25 protein-coding genes are annotated in these 23190 nt (G+C 34.8%); 22 read left to right on the plus strand and 3 right to left on the minus strand.

Features of this window, described 5'->3' with window-relative positions; translation table 11 throughout:
• Window positions 1-15: 15 nt before the first annotated feature.
• The 7 genes from E7B10_RS01430 (at window position 16) to E7B10_RS01460 (ending at window position 6287) form a co-directional block, all read left to right on the plus strand.
• Complete coding sequence (locus tag E7B10_RS01430; RefSeq protein WP_021148129.1) at window positions 16-879, plus strand: 50S ribosomal protein L11 methyltransferase; 864 nt, start codon at window positions 16-18, stop codon at window positions 877-879.
• Window positions 876-1607 (plus strand): 16S rRNA (uracil(1498)-N(3))-methyltransferase, encoded by a 732-nt coding sequence (locus tag E7B10_RS01435; protein ID WP_060919782.1) that lies wholly within the window; start codon window positions 876-878, stop codon window positions 1605-1607. Before E7B10_RS01430 ends, E7B10_RS01435 begins: the two co-directional genes overlap by 4 nt.
• Window positions 1608-1631: 24 nt before the next feature.
• Window positions 1632-2927 (plus strand): tRNA (N(6)-L-threonylcarbamoyladenosine(37)-C(2))-methylthiotransferase MtaB, encoded by a 1296-nt coding sequence (gene mtaB, locus E7B10_RS01440; RefSeq protein WP_004695745.1) that lies wholly within the window; start codon window positions 1632-1634, stop codon window positions 2925-2927.
• A gap of 11 nt (window positions 2928-2938) precedes the next feature.
• Window positions 2939-3283, plus strand: a complete 345-nt coding sequence (locus tag E7B10_RS01445) for a histidine triad nucleotide-binding protein (RefSeq protein WP_004695748.1) — start codon at window positions 2939-2941, stop codon at window positions 3281-3283.
• A 157-nt stretch (window positions 3284-3440) separates the two neighbouring features.
• Window positions 3441-3620, plus strand: a complete 180-nt coding sequence (gene rpsU, locus E7B10_RS01450) for a 30S ribosomal protein S21 (RefSeq protein ID WP_004695751.1) — start codon at window positions 3441-3443, stop codon at window positions 3618-3620.
• Window positions 3621-3702: 82 nt separating this feature from the next.
• Window positions 3703-4146 carry a GatB/YqeY domain-containing protein gene (locus E7B10_RS01455; protein WP_004695753.1) on the plus strand — a complete coding sequence of 148 codons (444 nt, stop codon included), beginning with the start codon at window positions 3703-3705 and terminating at the stop codon, window positions 4144-4146.
• Window positions 4147-4382: 236 nt separating this feature from the next.
• Window positions 4383-6287: a glutamine synthetase gene (locus tag E7B10_RS01460; RefSeq protein WP_287510715.1), complete on the plus strand. Its 1905-nt coding sequence runs from the start codon at window positions 4383-4385 to the stop codon at window positions 6285-6287.
• 105 nt (window positions 6288-6392) lie between these two features.
• On the opposite strand, the gene E7B10_RS01465 is transcribed toward E7B10_RS01460, so the two are convergent.
• Both E7B10_RS01465 and tpx read right to left on the minus strand, forming a co-directional pair.
• On the minus strand, window positions 6393-6788 hold the full coding sequence (locus tag E7B10_RS01465) for a phosphate-starvation-inducible protein PsiE (RefSeq protein WP_004695756.1): 396 nt from the start codon (window positions 6786-6788) through the stop codon (window positions 6393-6395).
• A 107-nt stretch (window positions 6789-6895) separates the two neighbouring features.
• On the minus strand, window positions 6896-7411 hold the full coding sequence (gene tpx, locus E7B10_RS01470) for a thiol peroxidase (RefSeq protein WP_287510716.1): 516 nt from the start codon (window positions 7409-7411) through the stop codon (window positions 6896-6898).
• 411 nt (window positions 7412-7822) lie between these two features.
• On the opposite strand from tpx, the gene E7B10_RS01475 reads away from it, so the two are divergent.
• The 11 genes from E7B10_RS01475 (at window position 7823) to E7B10_RS01525 (ending at window position 18715) form a co-directional block, all read left to right on the plus strand.
• Window positions 7823-9550, plus strand: a complete 1728-nt coding sequence (locus E7B10_RS01475; protein WP_287510717.1) for an ABC transporter ATP-binding protein — start codon at window positions 7823-7825, stop codon at window positions 9548-9550.
• On the plus strand, window positions 9537-11282 hold the full coding sequence (locus E7B10_RS01480; protein WP_024061682.1) for an ABC transporter ATP-binding protein: 1746 nt from the start codon (window positions 9537-9539) through the stop codon (window positions 11280-11282). The genes E7B10_RS01475 and E7B10_RS01480 overlap by 14 nt, the downstream gene beginning before the upstream one ends.
• A 1-nt stretch (window position 11283) precedes the next feature.
• The gene (locus tag E7B10_RS01485; RefSeq protein WP_024061681.1) at window positions 11284-12078 is read left to right on the plus strand and encodes an RNA methyltransferase; all 795 of its coding nucleotides are present in this window, start codon (window positions 11284-11286) and stop codon (window positions 12076-12078) included.
• A gap of 159 nt (window positions 12079-12237) precedes the next feature.
• Window positions 12238-13092, plus strand: coding sequence for a ChbG/HpnK family deacetylase (locus tag E7B10_RS01490; RefSeq protein ID WP_105086513.1), 855 nt, complete (start codon window positions 12238-12240; stop codon window positions 13090-13092).
• A complete protein-coding gene (locus E7B10_RS01495; RefSeq protein ID WP_024061679.1) occupies window positions 13089-14081 on the plus strand; it encodes a lysylphosphatidylglycerol synthase transmembrane domain-containing protein in 993 nt (330 codons plus the stop codon). The genes E7B10_RS01490 and E7B10_RS01495 overlap by 4 nt, the downstream gene beginning before the upstream one ends.
• A 13-nt stretch (window positions 14082-14094) precedes the next feature.
• The gene (locus E7B10_RS01500; protein WP_004695770.1) at window positions 14095-14544 is read left to right on the plus strand and encodes an ACT domain-containing protein; all 450 of its coding nucleotides are present in this window, start codon (window positions 14095-14097) and stop codon (window positions 14542-14544) included.
• A 24-nt stretch (window positions 14545-14568) separates the two neighbouring features.
• Window positions 14569-15858: a homoserine dehydrogenase gene (locus tag E7B10_RS01505; RefSeq protein WP_024061678.1), complete on the plus strand. Its 1290-nt coding sequence runs from the start codon at window positions 14569-14571 to the stop codon at window positions 15856-15858.
• 2 nt (window positions 15859-15860) lie between these two features.
• Window positions 15861-16775, plus strand: a complete 915-nt coding sequence (gene thrB / locus E7B10_RS01510) for a homoserine kinase (RefSeq protein WP_004695774.1) — start codon at window positions 15861-15863, stop codon at window positions 16773-16775.
• 55 nt (window positions 16776-16830) lie between these two features.
• Window positions 16831-17706 carry a zinc metalloprotease HtpX gene (gene htpX / locus E7B10_RS01515; protein ID WP_105086512.1) on the plus strand — a complete coding sequence of 292 codons (876 nt, stop codon included), beginning with the start codon at window positions 16831-16833 and terminating at the stop codon, window positions 17704-17706.
• Between the two features lie 22 nt (window positions 17707-17728).
• Window positions 17729-18136 carry a nucleoside-diphosphate kinase gene (gene ndk, locus E7B10_RS01520; protein WP_004695778.1) on the plus strand — a complete coding sequence of 136 codons (408 nt, stop codon included), beginning with the start codon at window positions 17729-17731 and terminating at the stop codon, window positions 18134-18136.
• Between the two features lie 63 nt (window positions 18137-18199).
• The gene (locus tag E7B10_RS01525) at window positions 18200-18715 is read left to right on the plus strand and encodes a cob(I)yrinic acid a,c-diamide adenosyltransferase (RefSeq protein WP_287510720.1); all 516 of its coding nucleotides are present in this window, start codon (window positions 18200-18202) and stop codon (window positions 18713-18715) included.
• A gap of 46 nt (window positions 18716-18761) precedes the next feature.
• Here E7B10_RS01525 and E7B10_RS01530 read toward each other — a convergent pair whose 3' ends face one another.
• Entirely contained in the window at window positions 18762-19097 is a 336-nt protein-coding gene (locus E7B10_RS01530; RefSeq protein WP_004695781.1) for a hypothetical protein, read from the minus strand.
• A 63-nt stretch (window positions 19098-19160) separates the two neighbouring features.
• Between E7B10_RS01530 and cobU the strand changes: the two genes are divergently transcribed.
• The 4 genes from cobU to cobS are packed head-to-tail and all read left to right on the plus strand — an operon-like array spanning window position 19161 to window position 23147.
• Complete coding sequence (gene cobU / locus E7B10_RS01535; RefSeq protein ID WP_004695782.1) at window positions 19161-19739, plus strand: bifunctional adenosylcobinamide kinase/adenosylcobinamide-phosphate guanylyltransferase; 579 nt, start codon at window positions 19161-19163, stop codon at window positions 19737-19739.
• Entirely contained in the window at window positions 19732-21249 is a 1518-nt protein-coding gene (locus E7B10_RS01540; RefSeq protein ID WP_004697395.1) for a cobyric acid synthase, read from the plus strand. The genes cobU and E7B10_RS01540 overlap by 8 nt, the downstream gene beginning before the upstream one ends.
• Before the next feature lie 12 nt (window positions 21250-21261).
• Window positions 21262-22254 carry an adenosylcobinamide-phosphate synthase CbiB gene (gene cbiB / locus E7B10_RS01545; protein WP_004695785.1) on the plus strand — a complete coding sequence of 331 codons (993 nt, stop codon included), beginning with the start codon at window positions 21262-21264 and terminating at the stop codon, window positions 22252-22254.
• Entirely contained in the window at window positions 22254-23147 is an 894-nt protein-coding gene (cobS, locus tag E7B10_RS01550; RefSeq protein WP_287510721.1) for an adenosylcobinamide-GDP ribazoletransferase, read from the plus strand. The genes cbiB and cobS overlap by 1 nt, the downstream gene beginning before the upstream one ends.
• The last annotated feature ends 43 nt before the right edge of the window (window positions 23148-23190 follow it).

Consider the following 23190-nt stretch of genomic DNA (forward strand, 5'->3'; position numbering starts at 1 on the left):
TATAAAGGAGCATATATGCAATGGATAGAAATATCCGTTGTCTGTGAAAGAGTAGCCACCGATGAGGTGACTACTCTTTTTGACAATTATGCAGACAATGGAATTATAGAAGAAGATGTTGAAGATCAGCCTAATTTAATAAAATTGTCTATGTACAGTGATCCATCACTAGATGACGATATGATTAAGTCTGATTTGAAAAAACGTCTTACAGAAGCAAATATTGGAATTATATCGATAGATACACATATTCTTGATGAGTCAACTTGGTTAAACTCTTGGCAACAGTATATTGAACCTACAGAAATTTTACCTAACTTAGTCATTAAACCAGCATGGCAGGAATACAATAATGTAGATAATAAAACTATTATTATAATCGATTCAGATATTTCCTTTGGTACCGGGTCTCATGAGACAACACGGACTTGTGCAGAGTTATTAAAATCCTATAGTGAATCTATGGATCTTGATACAGCTACTTGTTTGGATATTGGTACTGGCACAGGTATTCTTTTATTAGTAGCAGCCCATTTAGGTATTAAAAATTTAGTTGGTATAGATATAGAAGAGTATGCTGCAAATCAAGCTCGAATTAACTGTGAGAATAATCATGTATCTGCTGAAATCATTTGTGGTAATTTGGATAGTGATTTCAATAGTACTGCCCAATTAATTTTAGCTAATTTAACAGTAGATCCCCTTAAAATACTATTACCTCAAATTGGTAAGAAACTGGATGATAAGGGCATTTTGATTATTAGTGGCATTATTGATGATCGTTATGATGAAATCATGCCATATATTGAGGCTCATTGGCATATTATTGAGGAGCGCGTTGCAGGACCTTGGCATACATTTGCGCTAGAAAAACGATGAAAAAGATTTTTATTCCTACACCATTAGATGAAATAATAGAATTGCCGAAAGATGTGACCCATCATGTACTACATGTATTTCGCCATAATATTGAGAAGCCTATAACTGTAACAGGTAGTGACAATCGTTGTGGTACATATCAAATTACAGAAGAAGTAGACGGTAAAGCTCAAGCAAAACTGATTGAATATGTAGATGCAAATCTAGCATCGTATCGTACTATTCTAGTTCAATCATTATTAAAAGGTGAAAAGCTAGAATGGGTGTTACAAAAGGCGACGGAGTTAAATGTGGATACAATTTATCTTGTGCCCACAGCTAACTGCGTAGCTAAATATGATGAAAAAAAGCTTCAATCAAAAGTAAATCGTTGGGAAAAAATAATGCTAGAAGCAGCTCAACAATGTGGACGAAATCACTTGCCTACACTCGTAGTAGGAGAGACGCTTTTACAAGCATTAGACATTGAATCTGAGGCGTTGAAATTGGTAGCCTATGAAAATGAAGCAGGGCAGACTATCAAAGATGTACTTAAAACTTTACATTCCGATAAGTCTGTAACTGATGTTTTAATTTGTATAGGTCCTGAAGGGGGCTATCAAGAGAAGGAAATCAATGCTATTATAAAATATGGTGGAAAATCAGTATCGCTGGGAAATACAATTTTACGGGCTGAAACTGCTGCTATTGGATCGTTAGCGATGATTCGATATGAATTAGAATTATAAATTAAATAAGAATAGAGAGGTGCAATGAAAACCGTTGCTTTTACAACCTTAGGGTGTCGCGTAAACCAATATGATACAGATGCCATGAAAGGTTTATTTTTACAAAATAATTACGAAGCGGTAGACTTCGATGAAAAAGCTGATATATATGTAATTAATACCTGTTCTGTAACGAATATGGGGGAAAAGAAATCCCGTCAATTAATCCGCAAGGCAAAGCGTCAAAATGAAGATGCCTATGTTATTGTAACTGGTTGTTATGCTCAGCTTGATCCAGATGCGATTGCCGCTATAGATGGTGTTAATCTCGTTATTGGTACCAATAATCGCTCTAAAATTGTTGAATTAGTAGAGCAATTAGAATCTACAGAACGACAAATTAATGCTGTTCGGGATATCATGAAGGAATCTAACTTCGAGGAAATGCCGTTATATGGTAATGAATCTGACAAAGCTCGTGCGTTCATGAAAATTCAAGAAGGTTGTAATAACTATTGCGCCTTTTGTATCATTCCTTATACTCGAGGAAAGTTAAAATCTCGTAAAGTTGATGATATTGTACAAGAGGCAAAACGTTTAGTAGATCATGGATTCCATGAAATCGTATTAACTGGTATACATTTGGGTAATTACGGTGTCGAATTACCAGGTCGTCCAACATTAGCTGATGTGGTAAAAGCTTTATTAGAGATTCCTAATTTATACCGCATTCGTTTCGGGTCCATTGAATCCGTAGAGGTTTCTGATGAGTTAGTAGAATTAATGGCTACCAATAAACGTGTTTGTCCTCATTTACATTTACCATTACAAGCTGGTTCTGATCATGTATTAAAGTTGATGAAACGCCATTATACATTACAAGAATATAAAGATTTAATTACAAGTTTACGTTCTCGTATTAAAGATTTATCAATTACAACTGATATTATTGCTGGTTTCCCTCAAGAAACTGATGAAGACTTCGAAGAAACATTGAATACAGTACGTGAAATTGGATTTACGCACATTCATGCCTTCCCATACTCCATTCGTGAGGGTACACCTGCAGCCACCATGGCGGATCAAGTACCAGAAGCTGTTAAGAAGACTCGTGTAGCACTTTTAAATGGCCTTAGCCAATCTGGTTATGAACGATACGCAAAATCTCGCATTGGTAAGCCTGGTGAGATTCTCATCGAAAAGGAAGAGAATGGATACTATATGGGCTTAACAAATGAATATATAAATGGTAAAGTTAAGTCTGATGGGACACGTAAAATTGGTGATCTCGTTGGTGGAACTGTTGTAGGTTTAGAAGATAATTATTTAATTATTGAGTAAGGAGTTAGATTATGAGTGACTGCATTTTTTGCAAAATTATCAATGGTGAAATTCCGTCTAAAAAAGTGTTAGAAAATGATAAATTCTATGCTTTTTATGATATTCAACCTGTAAAAAAAGTTCATGTATTAATCGTACCTAAAAATCACGTGTCTAATATTGCACATCTTAATGAAAAGAATGCAGATTATGTTGAAGGGTTACTGCCATTTGTTCGTGATGTAGCAAAAGAGCTTGGTATCTCTAAAGATGGATATCGTTTAATTTTTAATACTGGTGAAAAAGCAGGCCAAACTGTATTCCATATGCATGCACACCTTTTAGGTGGAGAAGAGATGGGCTGGCCAGAAGCCTAATTTTGAGTATTATGCATTCTTTTTATAATACTCATTAAAAAACCTATAAAATATACTTGAAAATATTGACAACATCTATACCTATACATATAATATTATATGTGCGTATGTAAATTATCAGCACTTCCCGAGATTATTTTTGGAGGGAGGGATATAGATGTCTGAAATCAAAGTCGGTAAAAACGAAACGCTTGAAAGTGCTCTTCGTCGATTCAAACGCTCCTGCCAAAAAGCGGGTGTTTTGTCTGAAGTAAGAAAACGCGAACACTATGAAAAACCAAGCGTAAAAAGAAAGAAAAAATCTGAAGCAGCAAGAAAACGCAAATTCAGAGCATAAGATGATTACCCTAATTCTGCCTTTTCATGGCTTTATGAAATCCAGAATTAGGGTTTCTTTATTATATACATAAGGAGGAAATATGAGTTTAAAAGATCAATTAAAGGAAGATATGAAAGCAGCTATGAAAGCTCGTGAAGAAGGTAAAACAGCGTTATCTGTAATTCGTATGGTCAATAGTGCCATAAAAAATACAGAAATCAATGACAAAATTGAGTTAGATGATGCTGGCATTCTTGGCATTTTAGCTAAGGAAATGAAAACTCGTCAAGATTCCTTAACAGAATTTGAAAAAGCAGGCCGTGAGGACTTAATTAGTCATGTAAAAGAAGAAATGGCTGTATTACAAAAATATTTACCAGAGCAATTGAAAGAAGATGAAATTCGTACAATTGTACAAGAAGCCATTGCTGCATGTGGTGATAACGTAAATATGGGCAATGTTATGAAACATGTAATGCCAAAAACAAAAGGGCGTGCAGATGGTAAGGTTGTCAATAATATTGTTAAAGAATTACTTGGATAATATATAGTGATATCAACGACCATTCTATATACAGTTATTGATTAAAGTTGATAGTATTGGATGTGTTAGATGTAACTTTAAAAGAATAATGAAATTCTATAGAAAGTTATTGACATATATTTTCAACATATGATAATATGAACTCAATAAAATAATTGGTCAACGAAGACTCCACTTTAGATATATAGATTTATATATTTATTTGTTGGAGTCTTTTTCTTTTAGGAGGAACAAATATGTCGACAACTAACGAATTATTATATTACATTCCGGCGGGTCAATATGGGAAAGAAGGCGTTCTTGCATTATTAGAACAACATCCTGAAATCAAGTTCGTATCTCTTGTAGGGATTGACTTAGCAGGTAATGATACTGATGAAAAGATTCCTATGTCAGCATTCTTCGATGACTACGAATCTTTCTTTGAAGGTCGTGCTGTTCAAACAGATGGTTCCTCTGTAGTACTTACAAATATTGCTACATTAAATAATGCTCGTGTAGATATGTGGGGCGATCCAAGTGTAAACTGGTTTGTTGATTACAACTACGAAAATATTGATCCTGTTACAGGATTACCAACTGGTACACTTCGTATTCCTGCATTCTTGATGCATAACTATCGCTATGTAGATTCTCGTTCTATTTTAAAACGCAGCTGCGACTATGTACGTGCTGAATTATTGGCTTTGATTAAAGAACATGGTTTACCTGGTATGCCGCATGTGAAAGCTGATGAAGTTGTAGATATCATTTTCACATCTGCAACAGAACTAGAATTCTGGGTAAAAACTCCATCTAGAACAGTTACCAAAAAAGAATTATCCGTATCCCAAAAATTACAAGAACAATACTGGCAACGTACTCATGGTACAGTTCGCACTGCATTAGAACAAGCTGTTGAACGTCTTGATAGATATGGTATGGTTGCTGAAATGGGTCATAAAGAAGTAGGTGGCGTTAAAGCTAAACTTGATGAAGATGGTCATGAAGCAGTTGTATTAGAACAATTAGAAATCGACTGGAAATTCTCAAATAATCCATTACAAACAGCAGATAATGAATTACAAGCTCGTATCATTGTTCGTGAAGTATTCCGTGAAAATGGTCTTGATGTAACATTTAATGCAAAACCAATAATTGGTGTAGCTGGTTCTGGTGAACATACTCATTTTGGTGTTATGGCTAAATTAAAATCTGGTAAAGTTGTTAACTTATTTAGCCCAGAAGATATGCGTAAAGAATCTGCTAGCTCTTTAGGCATTGGTGCAATTATGGGACTTTTAAAACACTATGAAGCCATTAATCCATTCATCAGCTCTACAACAGATTCTTTAAACCGTTTAAAACCTGGGTTTGAAGCGCCAGTATGTATTGTTACATCTTTAGGTACTGATCCATCTGAACCTAGCCGTAACCGTACAATCCTTTGCGGTTTAATTCGAGATATCGATAATCCTATGGCGACACGTTATGAATTGCGTTCTCCAAATCCTTACACTAATACATATACTGCTTTAGCATTGATCTTTATCTCTGCATTTGATGGTATGAAATATGCCATTACATCTGGTAAAACACAAGCTCAATTGGAAGCAGAGCTTTCCAAAGAAGTAGGTGAAACATCTGATTATCTTGCTACAAATCGTGCATACCGTACTGAAAAAGATGTGTTTGATGATTTCACACAAGAAGAACGTAATCAAATGTTTGGTGTTGCTCCAGCTACTGTATGGGAAAATATAAAGGGTTACCAAAATAATCCTGAATTAGTAGAAACATTGGCTCAAGGCAATGCATTTGCTAAAGATTTAATGGACTCTTTTATTGCGTCCATTCTTAAACGCTGGAAACTAGTATTGGCTAACCGCTTAATCCCAAACAATTTGGATACAGTTCGTAGCATGGTTGCAATTCATACTGACAGCCGAAATAGTGTAGATGATAAACGCTTTGCAGAAGTTAATGACTTACGTTTCTACCTTGCGAAAGATAGTGATGATCGTAAATCCTTATTCACTCGTTTAATTGATGTACTTAATGATGGTGAATATGATTTAGCATCCCAATTACAAATCGAAATGAATGATAAAATGGAAGAATTAGAAGCTAAGTACGCTAACTACGCTAAAAATATCTTCTAATAAAATCAATTTATTAATAAAAATGGCCTCTACTACGGTAGAGGCCATTTTTCATTTAAATATATCTAAATAAATTAGATATATTCAAACAAAACGATTTAAATTTTATTCGTTATGTCCAATAAATTTTTCTACTAATACTAAGCTACATACAAGTACAAAAATTGCAACAGACCAAATTAAATTATCAAATGATGATTCATGATTGATAATTAGAAGTCTTACAATTGCAGTTATGCCAATGTATAAAAAGAAGTTAAGCGGAAAGTGGAAGTTATTTTTAAAATATTTAACGATGAGTGCAATAAACTCAAAGTATAGAAAGAAGGTAATTAGTTCTTCAATCAATAAAGAGTATGTACTATAACCTTGAATATTCGCCCACGTAACATAGACAAGACTAATCAATGTATTAATAAGTGCAATACAAAGTGCAATACCAACGCCTACAAGGGCTATATTTTTTATCGTTAATAATAGTTTAGAAATACGAATCCACATATATAATTCACCTACAATAAAAATCTAAATACTATACTACATAAAAAAGACCGTACACCGTACGGTCTTTTTACCTTTATATTAAGCTATTAGCAAAAATCTTAAGATTAGATATCAGCTTTAATAGCTTCTAATGCAGCATCGAAGTTAACTGCTTGAGTTACTTCAGGTACATATTCAACATAAGTTACTTTGTTATCTTTGTTGATTACTACAACGCCACGAGTTAAAAGACGAAGCTCTTCAATCAAGAAACCATAGTTTTCACCGAAGGAAGCATCTTTGTGGTCAGACAAAGTAATAACTTTATCTACGCCTGCAGCACCACACCAACGTTTTTGAGCGAATGGTAAGTCCATAGAAATTGTCAATACGACTACATCTTCGGAAAGTGCTGTTGCATCTTGGTTGAACCAACGAGTTTGAGCATCACAAACACCTGTATCAAGGGAAGGAACAACGGAGATAACTTTTACTTTACCTTCGAAGTCTTTTAAAGTTTTAGCTTGCAAGTCATTGCTCAATACAGTGAAGTCTGGAGCTTGTTGACCTACTTTAATTTCTGGGCCAACTAATGTGATAGGGCCACCTGCAAATGTTACTACGCCAGTACGTTTTTTCATGTTGTATTCCTCCTAAGAGTTTTAATTCTAATTATGTAAAATATAATTTCTTTATATGCATAGTATAACATTTACATTACCATAAGTAAACTAAAAAATTCGATATAGTATTAATTAAAAAGATCTTTACGATTGATTACTGTAAAAATTTAAAGAGGCCATTTAACTAATATTAATATTGATGAAATAGAACTGCTACTGTAATAAAATATTTAATCTAACTGTTATACGTATAGGTGTATTAATGTATCATAAAAAATGTGTATACTATAAAGAGAAAAGTTAACGTAATAAAATTTGTTGATTTAGCTTTTACAGTATTGATTTAAATTCAATTACAATATAATGATACTAGTAATTATATAGGCAATGATTTTGATTAGACTTAATAGGATATGTTAGAGAGGACCTATGAAACCAATAGATTTATTTATGCAGTTTTTCCGGCGTGAAGGCTGGATCTATGCCATTGGCTTAACTATGTTGATGGCAATTGACGTGGCTTTTTTATTTGTTCCTCAATTTATTGGTAATGCTATAGATACGTTGAGCAATAATAAGGAAGGGTTAGTCACTTATATTTTTTATTTCATTTTATTATTTATTATTATCACTATTTTAAAAGTTATCTCACGCAGAACCCTATTAGGCTCTATTCGTCGCATGGAGTATCTTTTTCGTGAGATTTTGTGTAGTAAAGCATTACAAGTAAAAACAACGTACTATGAGGCTAATGGACCTGGTAAGGTTATGGCGCTCATGACTAACGATGTAACATCGCTACGTGTTGCCCTTGGTCTAGGTGTAATGATTATAGTGGATATTATTTTCTATTCCATTGTGGGCTCCATAATTTTAATTCAAAAGATTAATACTGTATTAGCTTTTAAAATTATGACACCTGTATTCTTAATTATTGTGGCTATATTTGTACTAGGCAGAAAGCTACGTATTAAACAACGTAGTGCACAAGCTACTTATAGCGATTTAACAGAGTTTGGACAAGAGTTATTTCAAGGGATGGATGTTATTCGAGCTTTTAATCGTGAAAGTATAATCTCTAATTCTTTTGAAAAAATAAATAAACTTAATTATAAGAAGAATATGGATGTTGCACTACTAGATGCAATATTAACACCGTTAACAAGAATTGCACCCTTTATTTGTATCAGTATTAGTATATTTATTTGTGGACATTTAGCTGTAGAAGGCAAAATGACTATAGGCGAATTTGTTACTATCAATTCTTTTATCATGTTAATTGTAGGGCCTTTAATAGGCTTTGGGGGACTTATTTCTATTGTACAAAAAGGTCTTGCTTCCTTAGATCGTATCATGGATTTCTTGCATTTGCCTACTGAAATAATAGAGGATACTGATGAAGTATTGCCGCTTGAGGATATTCATATTCGATACTTAGATTTTACTTATGAAAACTCTAAAGGGCATGCATTATCTCAGTTGACAACGACAATACCAAAAGGTTTATTTATTGGTTTAGTTGGTAAACCCGGTTCTGGCAAAAGTACATTGTTTAAATTGCTTATTGGATTACAAGAGTGTCCGGAAAAATCTATTTATTTTGGCAGTCAAGATTTAGCTACTGTTTCTTTATCAAAGCTTAGAAACTCAATTGCTTATGTGCCGACACAATCTTACCTATTAAGTACGACCATTGCTGATAATATTAAATTTGGTAAAGATTTATCCATGCATGAAACTGTAGAGTTGGCAGCACAAAAGGCAGACTTATATAGAGATTTAGGCGATTTGTTAAACGATGATTTACATGAGCTTGCTGAAGAAGGTCATGATTTATCAGGTGGACAGAAACAGCGAATCAATATGGCTCGCGGCTTTTATAAAAATGCGCCATATGTATTGCTAGATGATTGTTTTTCCGCTTTAGATGCAGTAACAGTTACAACAATATTAAATTCATTACATAATGTAAAAGATCAGACGATTCTATGTATTTCACAACGACTAGAGGTTGTAGAGAAAGCAGATAAAATACTAGTATTTGATGAGGGGCGTATCGTAGAAGAAGGTACTCATGAGGAATTATTAGCTAACAATGGTTTATACCGTACCTTATATGAAGCGCAGAATGGAGGAGACCATCATGAAGAAGCGTGATCTAAGAAATGACTGGGCTCTATTCTTCTATATAACTGCCTACATTAAGCCTTATTTAGGTATTCTATTTTTAGCAACTGTTGCGCTCGCAGGAAATTTAGTACTATTACTTTTACGCCCATATTTAACTAAGCAAGTTATCGATCTTGGATTTGCCACTAATGATATCGCTGTTATTGAATACTATGCTTTAATGTATGGCTTTACTATAATTGGTAGTGTATTATTTATCTTTGTAGAGAATTACTTTTTAAAAAGTTTTGGTCAAAAAATTATCTATAATATTCGTAGTATTATATTCCAAAAGATTCTTAATAAACCACATGATGAATTTTATAAGTTGCCAATTGGGAATTGGGTAACTCGCATTACTAATGATGTAGAGTCATTACGTACATTATATACAGATGTAATTCTGAATTTGGCAAGTAGCGGTTTAATGATTATTGGTATATTAGGATTTATGTATGCCATTAATGTACCTTTAGCAATAATCATGACAATTTTACTACCTATAATGGGTGGAATTATTTGGGTGTTTCAAAAGTTTTCTCGCAAAGCATTCCGTCAGGTAAGACGTTCTGTAGCGGCTTCTAATGCAAGCATCAAGGAACTGTTAAATTATATTGTAATCGTAAAATCCTATGGTGGCGAAAGAGCAATTGAGGAACGTTATAATACTGTTAATAAAGGTTTCTTAGAAGCAGGTCTTTTTGAGGTTACCACATTTTCTATTTTTAGACCGCTCGTAGATGGTCTATTCTTTGTTGCGTTAATTGTTATTTTTACAACTACGAATTTAATAGACTCCGTAGCTGATGCTGGTACAGTATTTGCCTTTATACAATATATGGACCGATTTTTCCAACCATTAAAGGAAATTGCAGATAAATATAACTCCCTACAAAGCGCATTAGCTGGTGCTGAAAGATTAGTTCCCTTATTAGAGGAAGAAGAGCGTCAGATGGCTAATGAAGTTCCTGATGAATTTAAACATATAGAGACTATTGAATTCGAGCATGTATGGTTTTCCTATGAGAATAACGACGTTTATGCGCTAGAGGACTTTACATTCACTATTAAAGCTGGAGAATTCATAGGTATTGTAGGCCCTTCTGGTAGTGGTAAATCAACACTTTTATCATTGTTGATGGGAATCTACAAACCAACAAGAGGGGCTATCTATATTAACGGTATAAATATTGCTCAATATGATAGTTCTGTGCTTCGTCATTTAATGGGATATGTTTTTCAGCAAGCTTATCTATTTAAGGGTTCCATTAGAGATAATTTAACACTTTTTGATACATCAATTTCTAATGAGGATATGGTCAATGCAGCAAAACAAGTTAACTTGCATTCTATGATTGAACACCTTCCGGAAGGGTATGACACACCGGTTGGTTATTTAGGCTCTTTATTATCTGATGGGCAAAAGCAATTATTGGCTTTTGGCCGTACCTTGATTAAAAAAACACCTATTCTATTGTTAGATGAAGCAACGGCTAACATTGATAGTCATACGGAGAAGCAAATTCAAGCAAGTATTGAAAATATTCGAGGTAGTAAAACAATCGTAAGTATTGCTCATCGCCTTTCAACAGTTAAAGATGCCAATAAAATAGTGTATATGGAATATGGTAAAATAATAGAAATAGGATCTTTTGATGAACTTATCAACTTAAAAGGGGCCTTTTATAATCTCTGGAATAATCAACACAGTGGGAGTTAGTATGGAATATATCCAATCTAAAGATAATAAGACCATTAAGCGAATTATCTCTTTAGGGCAGCGTAAAAATCGCCAAAAATATGGAGAGTACATTGTTGAAGGTATTCGATCTATTCGAGATATTGCAGCTATGGGGGCAGTAAAAACAATTGTTATACGTGAATCTAAAGCGCAAGATAAACATGTATTAGATTTATTAGACTTAGATACTGTTCAATTTGTACCTAAATTTATTGCACAAGATCCAATATTTGATAAGGTGGATAATACCGTAAATGGACAAGGTGTAGTTGCTATTGTATCAAAACCAAAATACGATATGGAAAGCATTCACATTGATGATGGTTTATATATTACATTAGATGGAGTTCAAGATCCTGGCAATCTAGGTACCATAATTCGTACAGCAGTTGCAGCAGGTGTAAAAGGTATATTTTTGATGAAAGGAACTGTGGATCCTTTTAATGACAAGACAGTGCGCAGTACTATGAGCGCCTTACATAAAATACCTTTATATGAGGATATTACCTTATCTCTGTTACATGATATGGTAACTGAGTCTAATATGACTACCTATGTAACTGCTTTAGAACATTCCAATCCTTATCATACTGTACGTTATGCTAAGCGAACTATGCTAGTATTAGGAAACGAAGGGAATGGCGTAACACCAGAGGTTATGAATCTATGTACAAATCGTATTATGATTCCTATGTATGGTGATATGGAATCCTTAAATGTAAGCGTAGCTGCTGCATTATGTATGTATAAAGTACAAGAACAATTGATGCCTTAGTATATATGATAAAAATTTATGACCTTATAAAAAGTCCTCTACTAGTATACAAGTAGAGGGCTTTTGTATTGATTTTTTAGTTGTGTATTTGGTACAATAACATATATCCTTTGTGGGAGAACAAAGTTCTCCCTTTTTTTCATGAAAAGGAAGATAACTATGTCCAAATTAATTGTAAATGCAGACGATTTTGGCCTTCATAGTGCAGTTAATGCTGGTATTATTGATGGTCATCGTAGGGGTATTATTACCAGTACCTCTTTAATGGCAGGAGGAGAAGCTTTTACAGAAGCCGTAAGTATGGCAAAACAGAACCCTAAGTTGGGCATTGGTATTCATATTACCTTGGTAGGTGGGGTGAAACCAGTATGTGATCCATCAGAAGTTTCATCACTTCTCACACCAGAAGGTGTATTTCCAGAGAACTATGTAGAATTTATTAAACGTATTTACTCTGGCAAAATCAATTATAGTGAATTACGTAAAGAGATTCATGGACAAATAGCTCAAATAATGGATACCGGCTTAAGGGTAACTCATATTGATGGACATCAACATATGCATGTTCTACCAACGGTATTGCCAATTGTGATTGAACAGGCAAAATCCTTTGGTATACATGCTATACGTATACCCGATGAGTCTACTGGTTTTATGAATTATATGTATTCCCCAATTCGATTTCTTGGTAAAGTTGGTTTATCAACGGTTGCGGCTAATGCGCGACCAATCATACGAAATAATTGTATGACTACAACCCAATATTTTTGGGGCATGGCAAATGGAGGCCATATAAATCAGAAATCTCTAATGGGTATCCTAAAAGCGGTAAATAAACATTCTGGTACCCATGAATTGATGGTTCACCCAGGTAGTAATAGTAGTATTCTTAGTAAGCTTTATAATTGGGGTTATCATTGGGAAGATGAGTTGCAAGCACTCTGTTCCAGTCATACGCGATTATATATAAGTCAACATGATATAGAGCTCATTAATTATGGAGACTTGGTATGAGTAAAATGATGAAGAGAGGCATCTTTATGTTTCTCTTGTTGTTGGCTGTATCAATCGGTATCATTTACTATACTATTGATTTAGATGCATTGAAAGCCATATCATCTTTTAATAGTATTTCCTTATTATTAGCTGTAGTTGCTTTAGTATCAGGTATGTATTTTGATGGATTACGACTTCAAAGGCTCGTAAAAATTGGTGGTTACAAGTTATCGATACGAGCAGTGCTACGAGTTATTTTTAGTAATTATTTTATGGCTATGTTGACACCTGGAGCTAGCGGGGGGGCTGTCGCGCAAGTACTGGTGTTGAGAAGTTATGGCGTACCTATATCTAAAGGTACACCGATTGTATTAATACGTACCGTATTTTCCATTATGTTTTTGGTCATTATGCTGCCATTAGTATTCTTACGAGATGCTATTGAAATTCCATATATCTCTCGTGATATGCTTTTGATTTTTGCCGTGCTTGCTGTTATAGCGGCCTTAGTGGGAACTTATATATTACAGACTAAATATATGCGTCAATTTGTCTATAATCTAGCACAACGATTTAAAGCACATAACACTAAAGATTGGCTTTCTAAATTAGAAACATTAAATCAAGGTCTTGGTTTACTTTATAAACAACCTGTCCAATCTTTAATAGTTTTTATTGAATCTGGTTTGAGTTTATTATGCTTATATTGTATTGCACCCGCTTTAATGTATGCTTTCACACCAGATATTCCTATTATCGATATTTTAGATCGCATGATTTTATTAAATCTTATTTTGTATTTTGCACCAACCCCAGGGGGAACAGGCATTGCAGAAGGTCTATTTGTAGTATTATTTAGTGCCTTTGTACCTAATGGAACAGTGGGCATCATCGCTGTAGGATGGCGTGTTGTGGCTGAATATATGCCATTCTTCATCGGTATGTATGCAGTATTAACATTATATGGACGACAATTCGTTGCCCAAGAAACTTCAAGAGAACAATAAGGGAGTGTGCTCTATGTCTAAACCAAAAAAAGATAAATTTTATCTGGTTCAAGAAGATATTTTACCAGAGGCTATAAAAAAGACGATAAAAGTAAAAGAAATTCTAAAACTAGGTGAGGTTAAAACAATTAACGAAGCAGTTGAAAAAATGGATTTAAGTCGATCTGCGTATTATAAATACAAGGATTATGTTTTTCCATTTTTTGAAATTGCTCAAGGGAAAATTGTTAGTATTTATGTTTCTATGTCAAATGAATCTGGTATGTTATCAAGCGTTTTGAAAGCCATTGCTGAACGTAACGGTAGTATTTTAACGATTAATCAAGATATTCCATTACAAGGCATTGCGAATAGTAGTATTTCTTTTGAAACCAAGGATTTACAAGGTTCATTAGAAGATTTATTGCTAGATATTCGCTCTATGAAGGGTATTATCAAGGTAGAGATTTTAGGCCAAGCATAGGCTAATTAAGAGAGTAGGACGATTATGACCACTATAAAAATTGCTTTATTAGGTTTTGGTACTGTTGCACAAGGTACTTTTAACTTATTGCAAGACAATGCTGAATTAATTAAAAATCGTACAGGTGTCAATGTTGAAATTTCAAAAATTTATGTACGAAATCCAGAAAAATATAGTCATATTACATTACCAGAAACAGCTAAATATGTAACTGATATTGATGAAGTGTTAAAAGACGATTCCATCCAAATGGTAGTGGAATTGATGGGTGGTACAAACTTTGCAAAAAATTGCGTAGAAGGAGCCTTAAAAGCTAAGAAGAATGTGGTAACTGCAAATAAAGACTTACTAGCAGAAGCTGGTCCATACTTATTAGACTTAGCGAGTAAAAATGGGGTAGATCTACGTTTTGAAGCATCTGTTCTAGGTGGTATTCCTATAATCCGCACATTATATGAATCGTTAGCCGGTAATCGTATTACTGAAATCATTGGTATTATGAATGGTACTACAAACTTTATTTTGACTAAAATGTCTGAAGAAGGTTTAAGCTACCAAGATGTATTGAAAGAAGCACAAGATTTAGGATATGCAGAGGCAGATCCTACAGCTGATGTAGAAGGACTTGATGCAGCTCGTAAATTGGCAATCCTTGCATCTATTAGCTTTAACCGTCGTATTTTCTTTGAAGATGTAACTGTAGAAGGTATTACTTGTATTGATACTGAAGATATAAAATTTGGGAAAGAGTTTGGTTACAATATTAAATTATTAGGTATTGCTAAAGAAACTGCTCAAGGATTATCTTTAAATGTATATCCTGCATTTATTCCTACGACACATCCATTAGCATCTGTTCGAGGATCCTACAATGCAATTTATGTTAAGGGCAATGGTATCGATGATGTCATGCTATATGGTCGTGGTGCAGGTAGCTTACCGACAGGTAGTTCTGTAGTATCTGACATAATGGAAGTGGCAAAGAATGTCTCTTATAATGAAACAGGGCGCTTGAAACCGTTCTATTATGATCAAAAAGATATTTATTCTCCAGGTAAAATCCAATCTAGCTACTACTTGCGTTTAGCAGTGGATAATAAAACAGGTGTTCTAGCAAAAATCTCTGCAAAATTAGCAGAACAAAAAATTTCTGTTTTATCCATCGTTCAACGAAATATGGATCCAGAAACTGCAGTTCTTGCCATTGTTACATCTAAATGCCCAAGATCTTATATTTTAAATCTTATAGACTCTTTTAATAGCTTGCGCTCCGTTAAGGCTGTTAATAGTGTTATTCGTATTATGGAAGCTTAATTATGAATACTGTTCGTGTACAAGTACCTGCCACTAGTGCAAACTGTGGCCCAGGTTTTGATTGCTTAGGATTAGCACTAAATCTTTATAATATATTCAGCTTTACACCAGATGAAAATGCTACAGAATATACATATACTTTTGAAGGTTTTGGTGCAGATATTTTACGCGCTGAAGATCCTAAAAAGAATCTAATTGGTTTCGCTATGGATCAAGTTTTTGCTACTGCTCAAGAACCAATTCGATATGGTCATATAACTTCTGAAACCTTGATTCCTCCCTCTCGTGGACTAGGTAGTAGTAGTACGGCTATAGTAGGGGGACTTTTACTGGCGAACGCATTAGTAAAGCATCCACTTTCAAAAGAAGAGTTACTGGTTATAGCAAATCGTATGGAAGGTCATCCAGATAATGTAGCGCCAGCTATTTACGGAAATTTATGTTGTGCTACAGGTTTAAAAAATAAGGTACTAAACACGGTCATTTCTATTCCTCCGGAGCTACATTTTGCTGTTGTAGTACCAGAAGTCATGGTATCTACTGAGTATGCTCGTTCTGTGCTACCAAATCATATTCCATTCAAAGAAGCTGTACAAAATGTAAGTCATGCTTCATTATTTGTAACAAGCTTAATTACGCATCAATTAAGTAATTTATCTGTTGCCTTAGATGACAACTTGCATGTACCTTATCGTAAGACATTGATTCCTCATTGTGATGAAGTTTTTGAAGCCGCAAAAGTTGCTGGAGCTTACGGTGCTACTATCAGTGGATCGGGTTCTACTCTAATTGCATATGTTGATAAAGCTCATGTACAAGAGGTAGCAAAGGCTATGGGGGCTGTATTCACAGCAAATGAGATTGAAAATAAAATATATTGCTTAGAAGCTGATACAACTGGAGCGTTAATTATATAGTTTATGGTATAATTATAGTGTTAGGCATAGTCCATAACAATAATTGGAGGAAACTATGAACAATATAAAAACAACACTTTTGTTAGCTACGCTAACGGCCATTTTAGTGGTTATTGGTGATATGATTGGCGGCAGAAGCGGTATGATTATGATGTTTGTCATATCCATGGGTATGAATTTTATGTCTTATTGGTACAGCGATAAAATCGTTTTAGCCCAATACAATGCTCAACCTGTTACTGCACAGTCTAATCCAAAACTATATGCAATGGTAGAGAAATTGACTAAAAATGGTAATTTACCAATGCCAAGGGTTTATATCATTCCCAGTGAAGTACCGAATGCATTTGCAACAGGTAGAAATCCTAGTCATGCAGCAGTTGCTGTTACAGAAGGTATCCAACGTCTATTAACTGATGAAGAATTAGAAGGTGTGCTTGCACACGAATTAACACATGTTAAGAATCGAGATACATTGATTAGTACAATTGCAGCTATGATGGCTGGTGCTATTTCTATGATAGCCAATATACTTCAATTTACTGCCATATTTGGGCGTTCCGATGATCGAGAAGGTACTAACCCTTTGGCGCTTCTTGGTACAATAATTATTGCACCTATCGCAGCTGGTCTTATTCAGATGAGTATTTCCCGTACTCGTGAGTTTTTAGCTGATGAGGGGGGCGGAGATATGTGTCGCAATCCATTAGCACTGGCTTCTGCACTTGCAAAAATTGACTACTACTCTAAACATGGTGCATTGCCTAATGCAAGTAATGCTACAGCCCATATGTTTATTATTAACCCTATGATGGGAATTGGTGAAAGCTTGAGCAATCTTTTTAGTACACATCCTCGCACGGAAGAACGTATTCAAAAGTTAAAGAAACAAGCTATGAATCCAAAGTATAAAGAAAAGGCAATATTATAATTAGTATCTACTGGAGGGTATTATGCAAGAAACATTAGTTTTAATTAAACCAGATGCAGTTAAACGTCAATTAAGTGGTGAAATTCTTAGCCGTTATGAACGTAAAGGCCTTGTTATTAAAGCATTAAAACTCTTACAAGTACCTCGTGAATTAGCGGAAGAACACTATGCAGAACATAAGGAAAAGCCATTCTTTGGTGAATTAGTTGATTTTATTACATCAGGCCCAGTTCTTGCTTTTGTGTTAGCTGGTGAGAACGCAATTGTATCCGTACGTGCTTTAAACGGAGCAACAAATCCTGTAGATGCTGCCCCTGGTAGTATTCGTGGTGACTATGCCCTAACAATGGATGCTAACGTAGTACATGCTTCTGATTCTCCAGAAGCCGCTGCTCGTGAAATTCATCTTTGGTTCCCTGAATACAAATAATCTCAAGGTTGGGATTCTTTAGCTTTTATTTCTACATCCATGTTATCTATAGGAGGTAATCATATGGCAAGTAGCGTTTATACAAAAACAGGTGATGCTGGTACAACTGGTTTATACACGGGCGAACGTGTACAGAAATCATCTTTACGCGTAGAAGCTTATGGTACAATCGATGAATTACAAGCTTTTTTAGGATTGGCTCGCGCTTATGCTGAAAATCCACGTGTTGCTGCTGAATTATACGATATTGAGCGAAACTTATGGACATTAATGGCCGATATTGCAAGTTTAAATGCCGCTCCGGTAATTACTGAGCAATATGTAAAGCATTTAGAAAAAGTTATTGATCGCTTTGATGCAAAGTTAGAACCTTTATCTAGTTTTGTCATTCCCGGTGAAAAACAATCTTCTGCTTATTTACATGTAGCTAGAACGATTATTCGACGTGCGGAACGCGCTTTATGGCGAGTATTAGACGCTGGTGAAAGTGTTCACGAATCTAATTTAAAATACTTAAATCGTCTATCCGACCTTTGCTTTATCTTGTGTCGTGTAGAGGAAGAACTTGGGGCTGAATAAACAAAAAAAGCTATGTATTTTACATAGCTTTTTGCTCGTTATAGACCTATTGTGAAATTGTTTGGTTTAAAACATCTTGAGGGCTAGGATAGTAAAAGAAGATATGAGGAATTTCATAACGGAATTTTTCTCTTAATAAATTGGCTAATGTTGTTTCAAAGTTTATAATTTTATCAGCGCCGAAATCAAAGTCTTCAACTAATACTAATAGTTGTGCTTCAACTTGCGGTGCGTTTTCAGGTAAAGCTTCTGGTGGTAGAGGAACATTCACTACTACTCGTGCAGTACCAATATATTTACCTTGTCCGTCATCGATGGCAACACGATATGTATTATCCCATAGCGTAGCCATCATTTTTAGTTTCATATTCATAATTTCCATAGTATCGCTCCTTTGTTATACTTATAATGATACTGAAATTATAAATTCTTGTATAGGTGCATTATGAAATCACAAATTATATTGTGTTCCGGTGGGGCACGCAGTGGAAAAAGTGAATTTGCTGAACGTTTAGCATTGGCTACAAAGGGGCCAAAAGCTTATGTAGCTACGGGCCAAGCTTTTGATGAGGAAATGGTGGATCGCATCAAAAAACATCAAGAGCGACGAGGAAAAATATGGAATAATTTTGAAGTACCTTTACATTTAGCTGATGAATGGGAAAATATCAGTCAATCAGCAGATGTAATTCTTATAGATTGTTTAACCATGTTCACTACCAATCACATGATGGCTTATGGCTCCATTCGTGGTCAAGAAGATGCTAATAGATTAGAACAGACAATACTTTCAGAATTAGACACTTTATTAGACTCGATACAATCATGTGAAGGTAAAACAGTTATATTTGTGACCAATGAAATTGGGTTAGGTATTGTGCCGGATAATAAACTGGCTAGATATTTTAGAGATATTGCTGGTCGTGTGAATCGAGCAGTAGCTTCTGTTGCAGATAAACTCTATTTAACAATTAGTGGTGTTACCATTGAATTGAAATCACAGGAGGTTCATATAAATGGCTAAGAAAATCATGTTTCAAGGAACGAGTTCTAATGTAGGTAAAAGTATTCTTTGTACTGCATTATGCCGTATTTTTTATAGAAAAGGTTTTAAGACCGTTCCTTTTAAAGCACAAAATATGGCCCTCAATTCTTATGTGACAAAATGGGGCGATGAAATTGGCCGTGCTCAAGTCGCTCAAGCCGAAGCCGCTGGTATTGATCCAATTGTTCAAATGAATCCTGTGTTATTAAAACCTACAGGAAATCAATCGTCTCAAGTTGTATTGATGGGGAAACCTGTTGGCGTATATAGTGCCAAAGAATATCATACAAAATATTCACTAACCGCTTTAGATAAGGTTAAAGAATCTATTGATTTCTTAGACTCAAATTTTGATATGATGGTTATCGAAGGTGCCGGTAGTCCTGCAGAAGTTAACTTAAAAGCAAATGATATTGTAAATATGCGTATTGCCAAGATGACTCAAGCTCCAGTTTTTCTCATTGCAGATATTGACCGAGGTGGTGCTATTGCGTCCATTGTTGGTACCTTAGAATTATTAGAACCAGAAGAACGCGATCTTATTAAAGGTATCGTTATCAATAAATTCCGTGGTGATATCAAACTATTAGAACCAGCTCTTACATTTATTGAAGAAAAAACAGGTAAAAAAGTGGTAGGTGTTATTCCTGCCATTGAGAACCTCGATATTGATGAAGAAGATTCTGTTGCATTAGAGAACAAACGCAATAGTGGTACTAAAGATATTCAGGTCGTAGTTATGCAAACACCTAAAATCTCTAATTTTACAGACTTTGATGCACTTAATTATGAGCCAGATGTATCTGTCCGTTTTGTAGGCCCTGGAGATGTTATCGGTACGCCAGATTTAATTATATTACCTGGTTCTAAAAATACATTGGCTGACTTAACATATTTACGTGATACAGGCTTTGCTGATGAAATCAAAAAATTGGCTGCTCAAGGTACACCTGTTATCGGTGTTTGTGGCGGTAACCAAATGTTAGGTAAAACTATTTATGATCCGCATCATATGGAAGGTGATATCGAGGAAATTGAAGGACTTGGCCTTGTTGAATCCTCCACGACTATGAAGGCTCAAAAAACTACCCATCAAGTACAATTCAATGTATCTAATTTACAGTTTTTAAATGGTACTTTCAGGGGTGAAAAATTAGTAGGCTATGAAATTCATATGGGGGATACTACGCCACTAGCAGATTCGGTGTCTCGTTGCTTTACAATTACAAGTCGCAGTGAAGAGGCTGTCAATGTTATTGATGGTTTTATTGATGGTAATCATCAAGTAATGGGTACATATATTCACGGTGTATTTGATAATGACGAGTTTAGACGTTTTATTATCAATCAATTACGTGAACGCAAGGGATTACAACCATTAGATGTAGTATTCCATTATTTTGACCATAAAAATGCGGCATATAATCGCTTAGCTGATATTGTGGAGGAACATCTAGATATGGATTATATTATGTCTACCTTGGGATAGTAGAGGCGATATATGGAACATTTAGCAATTTTTCACTGGTTTTCAAAGTATAACTTTGTGTGCATACCAGTTTTAGCATTTTTATTGGATTTAATTATTGGAGATCCCAATAGTAAATATCATCCAGTGGCCATTATTGGACGTATAATATCTTTTTTTGAAGCCGTTCTTTATAAAGACACTGATAATGATACGAAGAAATTGTGGTACGGTGGTATTGCAGTAGGTTTAATTCTTATATCGGTATATATCATAGTATCTTTATTGTTATGGCTAGGTGGAGTAGTAGACGAATGGGTATACTATGCTTTCGAAGTAGTGATCCTCTACATTGCCATTTCTCCACGTTCATTGGCTGGCGCAGGTTTTACCATTAGTCAGTTAATAAAACAAGGTAATATTGTAGATGCTCGCAAACGTTTATCATGGATTGTGGGACGAGATACGGAAGACTTAGATGAAAGCGAAATCACTCGGGCTACAGTAGAAACGATTGCGGAAAATACGGTAGATGGTATTATTGCACCTTTTTTCTTTTTTATTATCGGTGGCCCTATGGGGGCTATTCTTTATAGAACTGCTAATACTATGGATTCTATGTTAGGCTATAAGAATCAAAAGTACTTGTACTTTGGTCGCGTAGCTGCACGCTTTGATGACATATTAAATTGGATTCCTGCCCGAATTACCTTTGTATTATTTGTAATTTCTGCATTCTTTTTACGCTTTGATGCTAAAAAGGCAATAGAAATCGGTTTACGTGATGCAAAAAAACATCCTAGTCCTAATGGGGGGTATGCAGAAGCACCTGTGGCAGGGGCCTTACATATCCGTTTAGGTGGTTACAATCAGTATTTCAAAAAAATGACCTTCCGTGAATATATGGGCGATCCTATTGAAAAGCTAAACCGTAACCATATTACTCGAACAATTTATATGATGTATGTTACGACTATACTAATGGTTATCATTAGTACAGTCATTACCTATGGGATGAATGTATAATGACACCTTTTTTTATAGCACTACAATTTTTAACGCGTTTAAAAATTGTAAATCAAACTGAATGGTCTGTAGAGGACTTTGGTAAATCTGTTGTAGCCTTTCCTTATGTGGGCCTTATTATTGGTCTCATATTAGCTATATTATATGGCGTATTATCGCCATTTATTCCGATTATGCCATTGATGTTAATTATCGTTGTGGCTGAGTTTTTAATAACTGGTGGCCTTCATGCTGATGGTTTGATGGATACAAGCGATGGTTTGTTTTCCGGCCGTGAAAAAGAACGTAAACTAGAAATCATGAAAGATAGTCGTATAGGCTCCTTTGGAGTTGTTGCTTTTGTATTTGTTACACTTTTGAAATGGCAATTATTAGCTTCGATTCCATCGGCTGAATTTATACCTATGGCACTCATTATGATGCCTTTAATGAGCCGTTGGTCTATGGTTTTTAGTATTCGATCCTATCCATATGCTAGAGAACAGGGGATGGGGGCAGCATTTGCTAATTTAGCACCTAAACATGTTATTACTTATAACACCATATCTACGTTCTTTATGCCTATTCTATTACTATTAATCGGTTTAGTATTATATACACTTTTATATGGTGCTTATGCAATTTTTTCAGCACCTGATGTAGGGTATTTAGTAGGATTAGGTGTGTTAGTATATGCTACTATAGGTATTTTCCAAATCAATATTGTTAGCATGATTATTACGTATATTATTAACCGATTATTAAACCGCTATATTGTAAAAGCGTTAGGTGGCACTACTGGTGATACATATGGATTTGTTGTGGAAGTAACTGAAGTATTATTGATATTGGTATATAGCATAATTGTATCTATACTATCAGCTACGGTAGTTAATAATCCAACTATGTTCTAACTCTAAATTTTTGATTTTCAAAGTTTTAATATTTTTAGAACGT

It is taken from the genome of Veillonella sp., assembly GCF_032470285.1.
In the GTDB taxonomy this organism is placed as follows: Bacteria; Bacillota; Negativicutes; order Veillonellales; family Veillonellaceae; genus Veillonella.

Coding starts and splice junctions, on each gene's coding strand:
- E7B10_RS01430 (WP_021148129.1), top strand. CDS start 16: ATGCAATGGATAGAAATATCCGTTGTCTGTGAAAGAGTAGCCACCGAT.
- E7B10_RS01435 (WP_060919782.1), top strand. CDS start 876: ATGAAAAAGATTTTTATTCCTACACCATTAGATGAAATAATAGAATTG.
- mtaB (WP_004695745.1), top strand. CDS start 1,632: ATGAAAACCGTTGCTTTTACAACCTTAGGGTGTCGCGTAAACCAATAT.
- E7B10_RS01445 (WP_004695748.1), top strand. CDS start 2,939: ATGAGTGACTGCATTTTTTGCAAAATTATCAATGGTGAAATTCCGTCT.
- rpsU (WP_004695751.1), top strand. CDS start 3,441: ATGTCTGAAATCAAAGTCGGTAAAAACGAAACGCTTGAAAGTGCTCTT.
- E7B10_RS01455 (WP_004695753.1), top strand. CDS start 3,703: ATGAGTTTAAAAGATCAATTAAAGGAAGATATGAAAGCAGCTATGAAA.
- E7B10_RS01460 (WP_287510715.1), top strand. CDS start 4,383: ATGTCGACAACTAACGAATTATTATATTACATTCCGGCGGGTCAATAT.
- E7B10_RS01465 (WP_004695756.1), bottom strand. CDS start 6,788: ATGTGGATTCGTATTTCTAAACTATTATTAACGATAAAAAATATAGCC.
- tpx (WP_287510716.1), bottom strand. CDS start 7,411: ATGAAAAAACGTACTGGCGTAGTAACATTTGCAGGTGGCCCTATCACA.
- E7B10_RS01475 (WP_287510717.1), top strand. CDS start 7,823: ATGAAACCAATAGATTTATTTATGCAGTTTTTCCGGCGTGAAGGCTGG.
- E7B10_RS01480 (WP_024061682.1), top strand. CDS start 9,537: ATGAAGAAGCGTGATCTAAGAAATGACTGGGCTCTATTCTTCTATATA.
- E7B10_RS01485 (WP_024061681.1), top strand. CDS start 11,284: ATGGAATATATCCAATCTAAAGATAATAAGACCATTAAGCGAATTATC.
- E7B10_RS01490 (WP_105086513.1), top strand. CDS start 12,238: ATGTCCAAATTAATTGTAAATGCAGACGATTTTGGCCTTCATAGTGCA.
- E7B10_RS01495 (WP_024061679.1), top strand. CDS start 13,089: ATGAGTAAAATGATGAAGAGAGGCATCTTTATGTTTCTCTTGTTGTTG.
- E7B10_RS01500 (WP_004695770.1), top strand. CDS start 14,095: ATGTCTAAACCAAAAAAAGATAAATTTTATCTGGTTCAAGAAGATATT.
- E7B10_RS01505 (WP_024061678.1), top strand. CDS start 14,569: ATGACCACTATAAAAATTGCTTTATTAGGTTTTGGTACTGTTGCACAA.
- thrB (WP_004695774.1), top strand. CDS start 15,861: ATGAATACTGTTCGTGTACAAGTACCTGCCACTAGTGCAAACTGTGGC.
- htpX (WP_105086512.1), top strand. CDS start 16,831: ATGAACAATATAAAAACAACACTTTTGTTAGCTACGCTAACGGCCATT.
- ndk (WP_004695778.1), top strand. CDS start 17,729: ATGCAAGAAACATTAGTTTTAATTAAACCAGATGCAGTTAAACGTCAA.
- E7B10_RS01525 (WP_287510720.1), top strand. CDS start 18,200: ATGGCAAGTAGCGTTTATACAAAAACAGGTGATGCTGGTACAACTGGT.
- E7B10_RS01530 (WP_004695781.1), bottom strand. CDS start 19,097: ATGGAAATTATGAATATGAAACTAAAAATGATGGCTACGCTATGGGAT.
- cobU (WP_004695782.1), top strand. CDS start 19,161: ATGAAATCACAAATTATATTGTGTTCCGGTGGGGCACGCAGTGGAAAA.
- E7B10_RS01540 (WP_004697395.1), top strand. CDS start 19,732: ATGGCTAAGAAAATCATGTTTCAAGGAACGAGTTCTAATGTAGGTAAA.
- cbiB (WP_004695785.1), top strand. CDS start 21,262: ATGGAACATTTAGCAATTTTTCACTGGTTTTCAAAGTATAACTTTGTG.
- cobS (WP_287510721.1), top strand. CDS start 22,254: ATGACACCTTTTTTTATAGCACTACAATTTTTAACGCGTTTAAAAATT.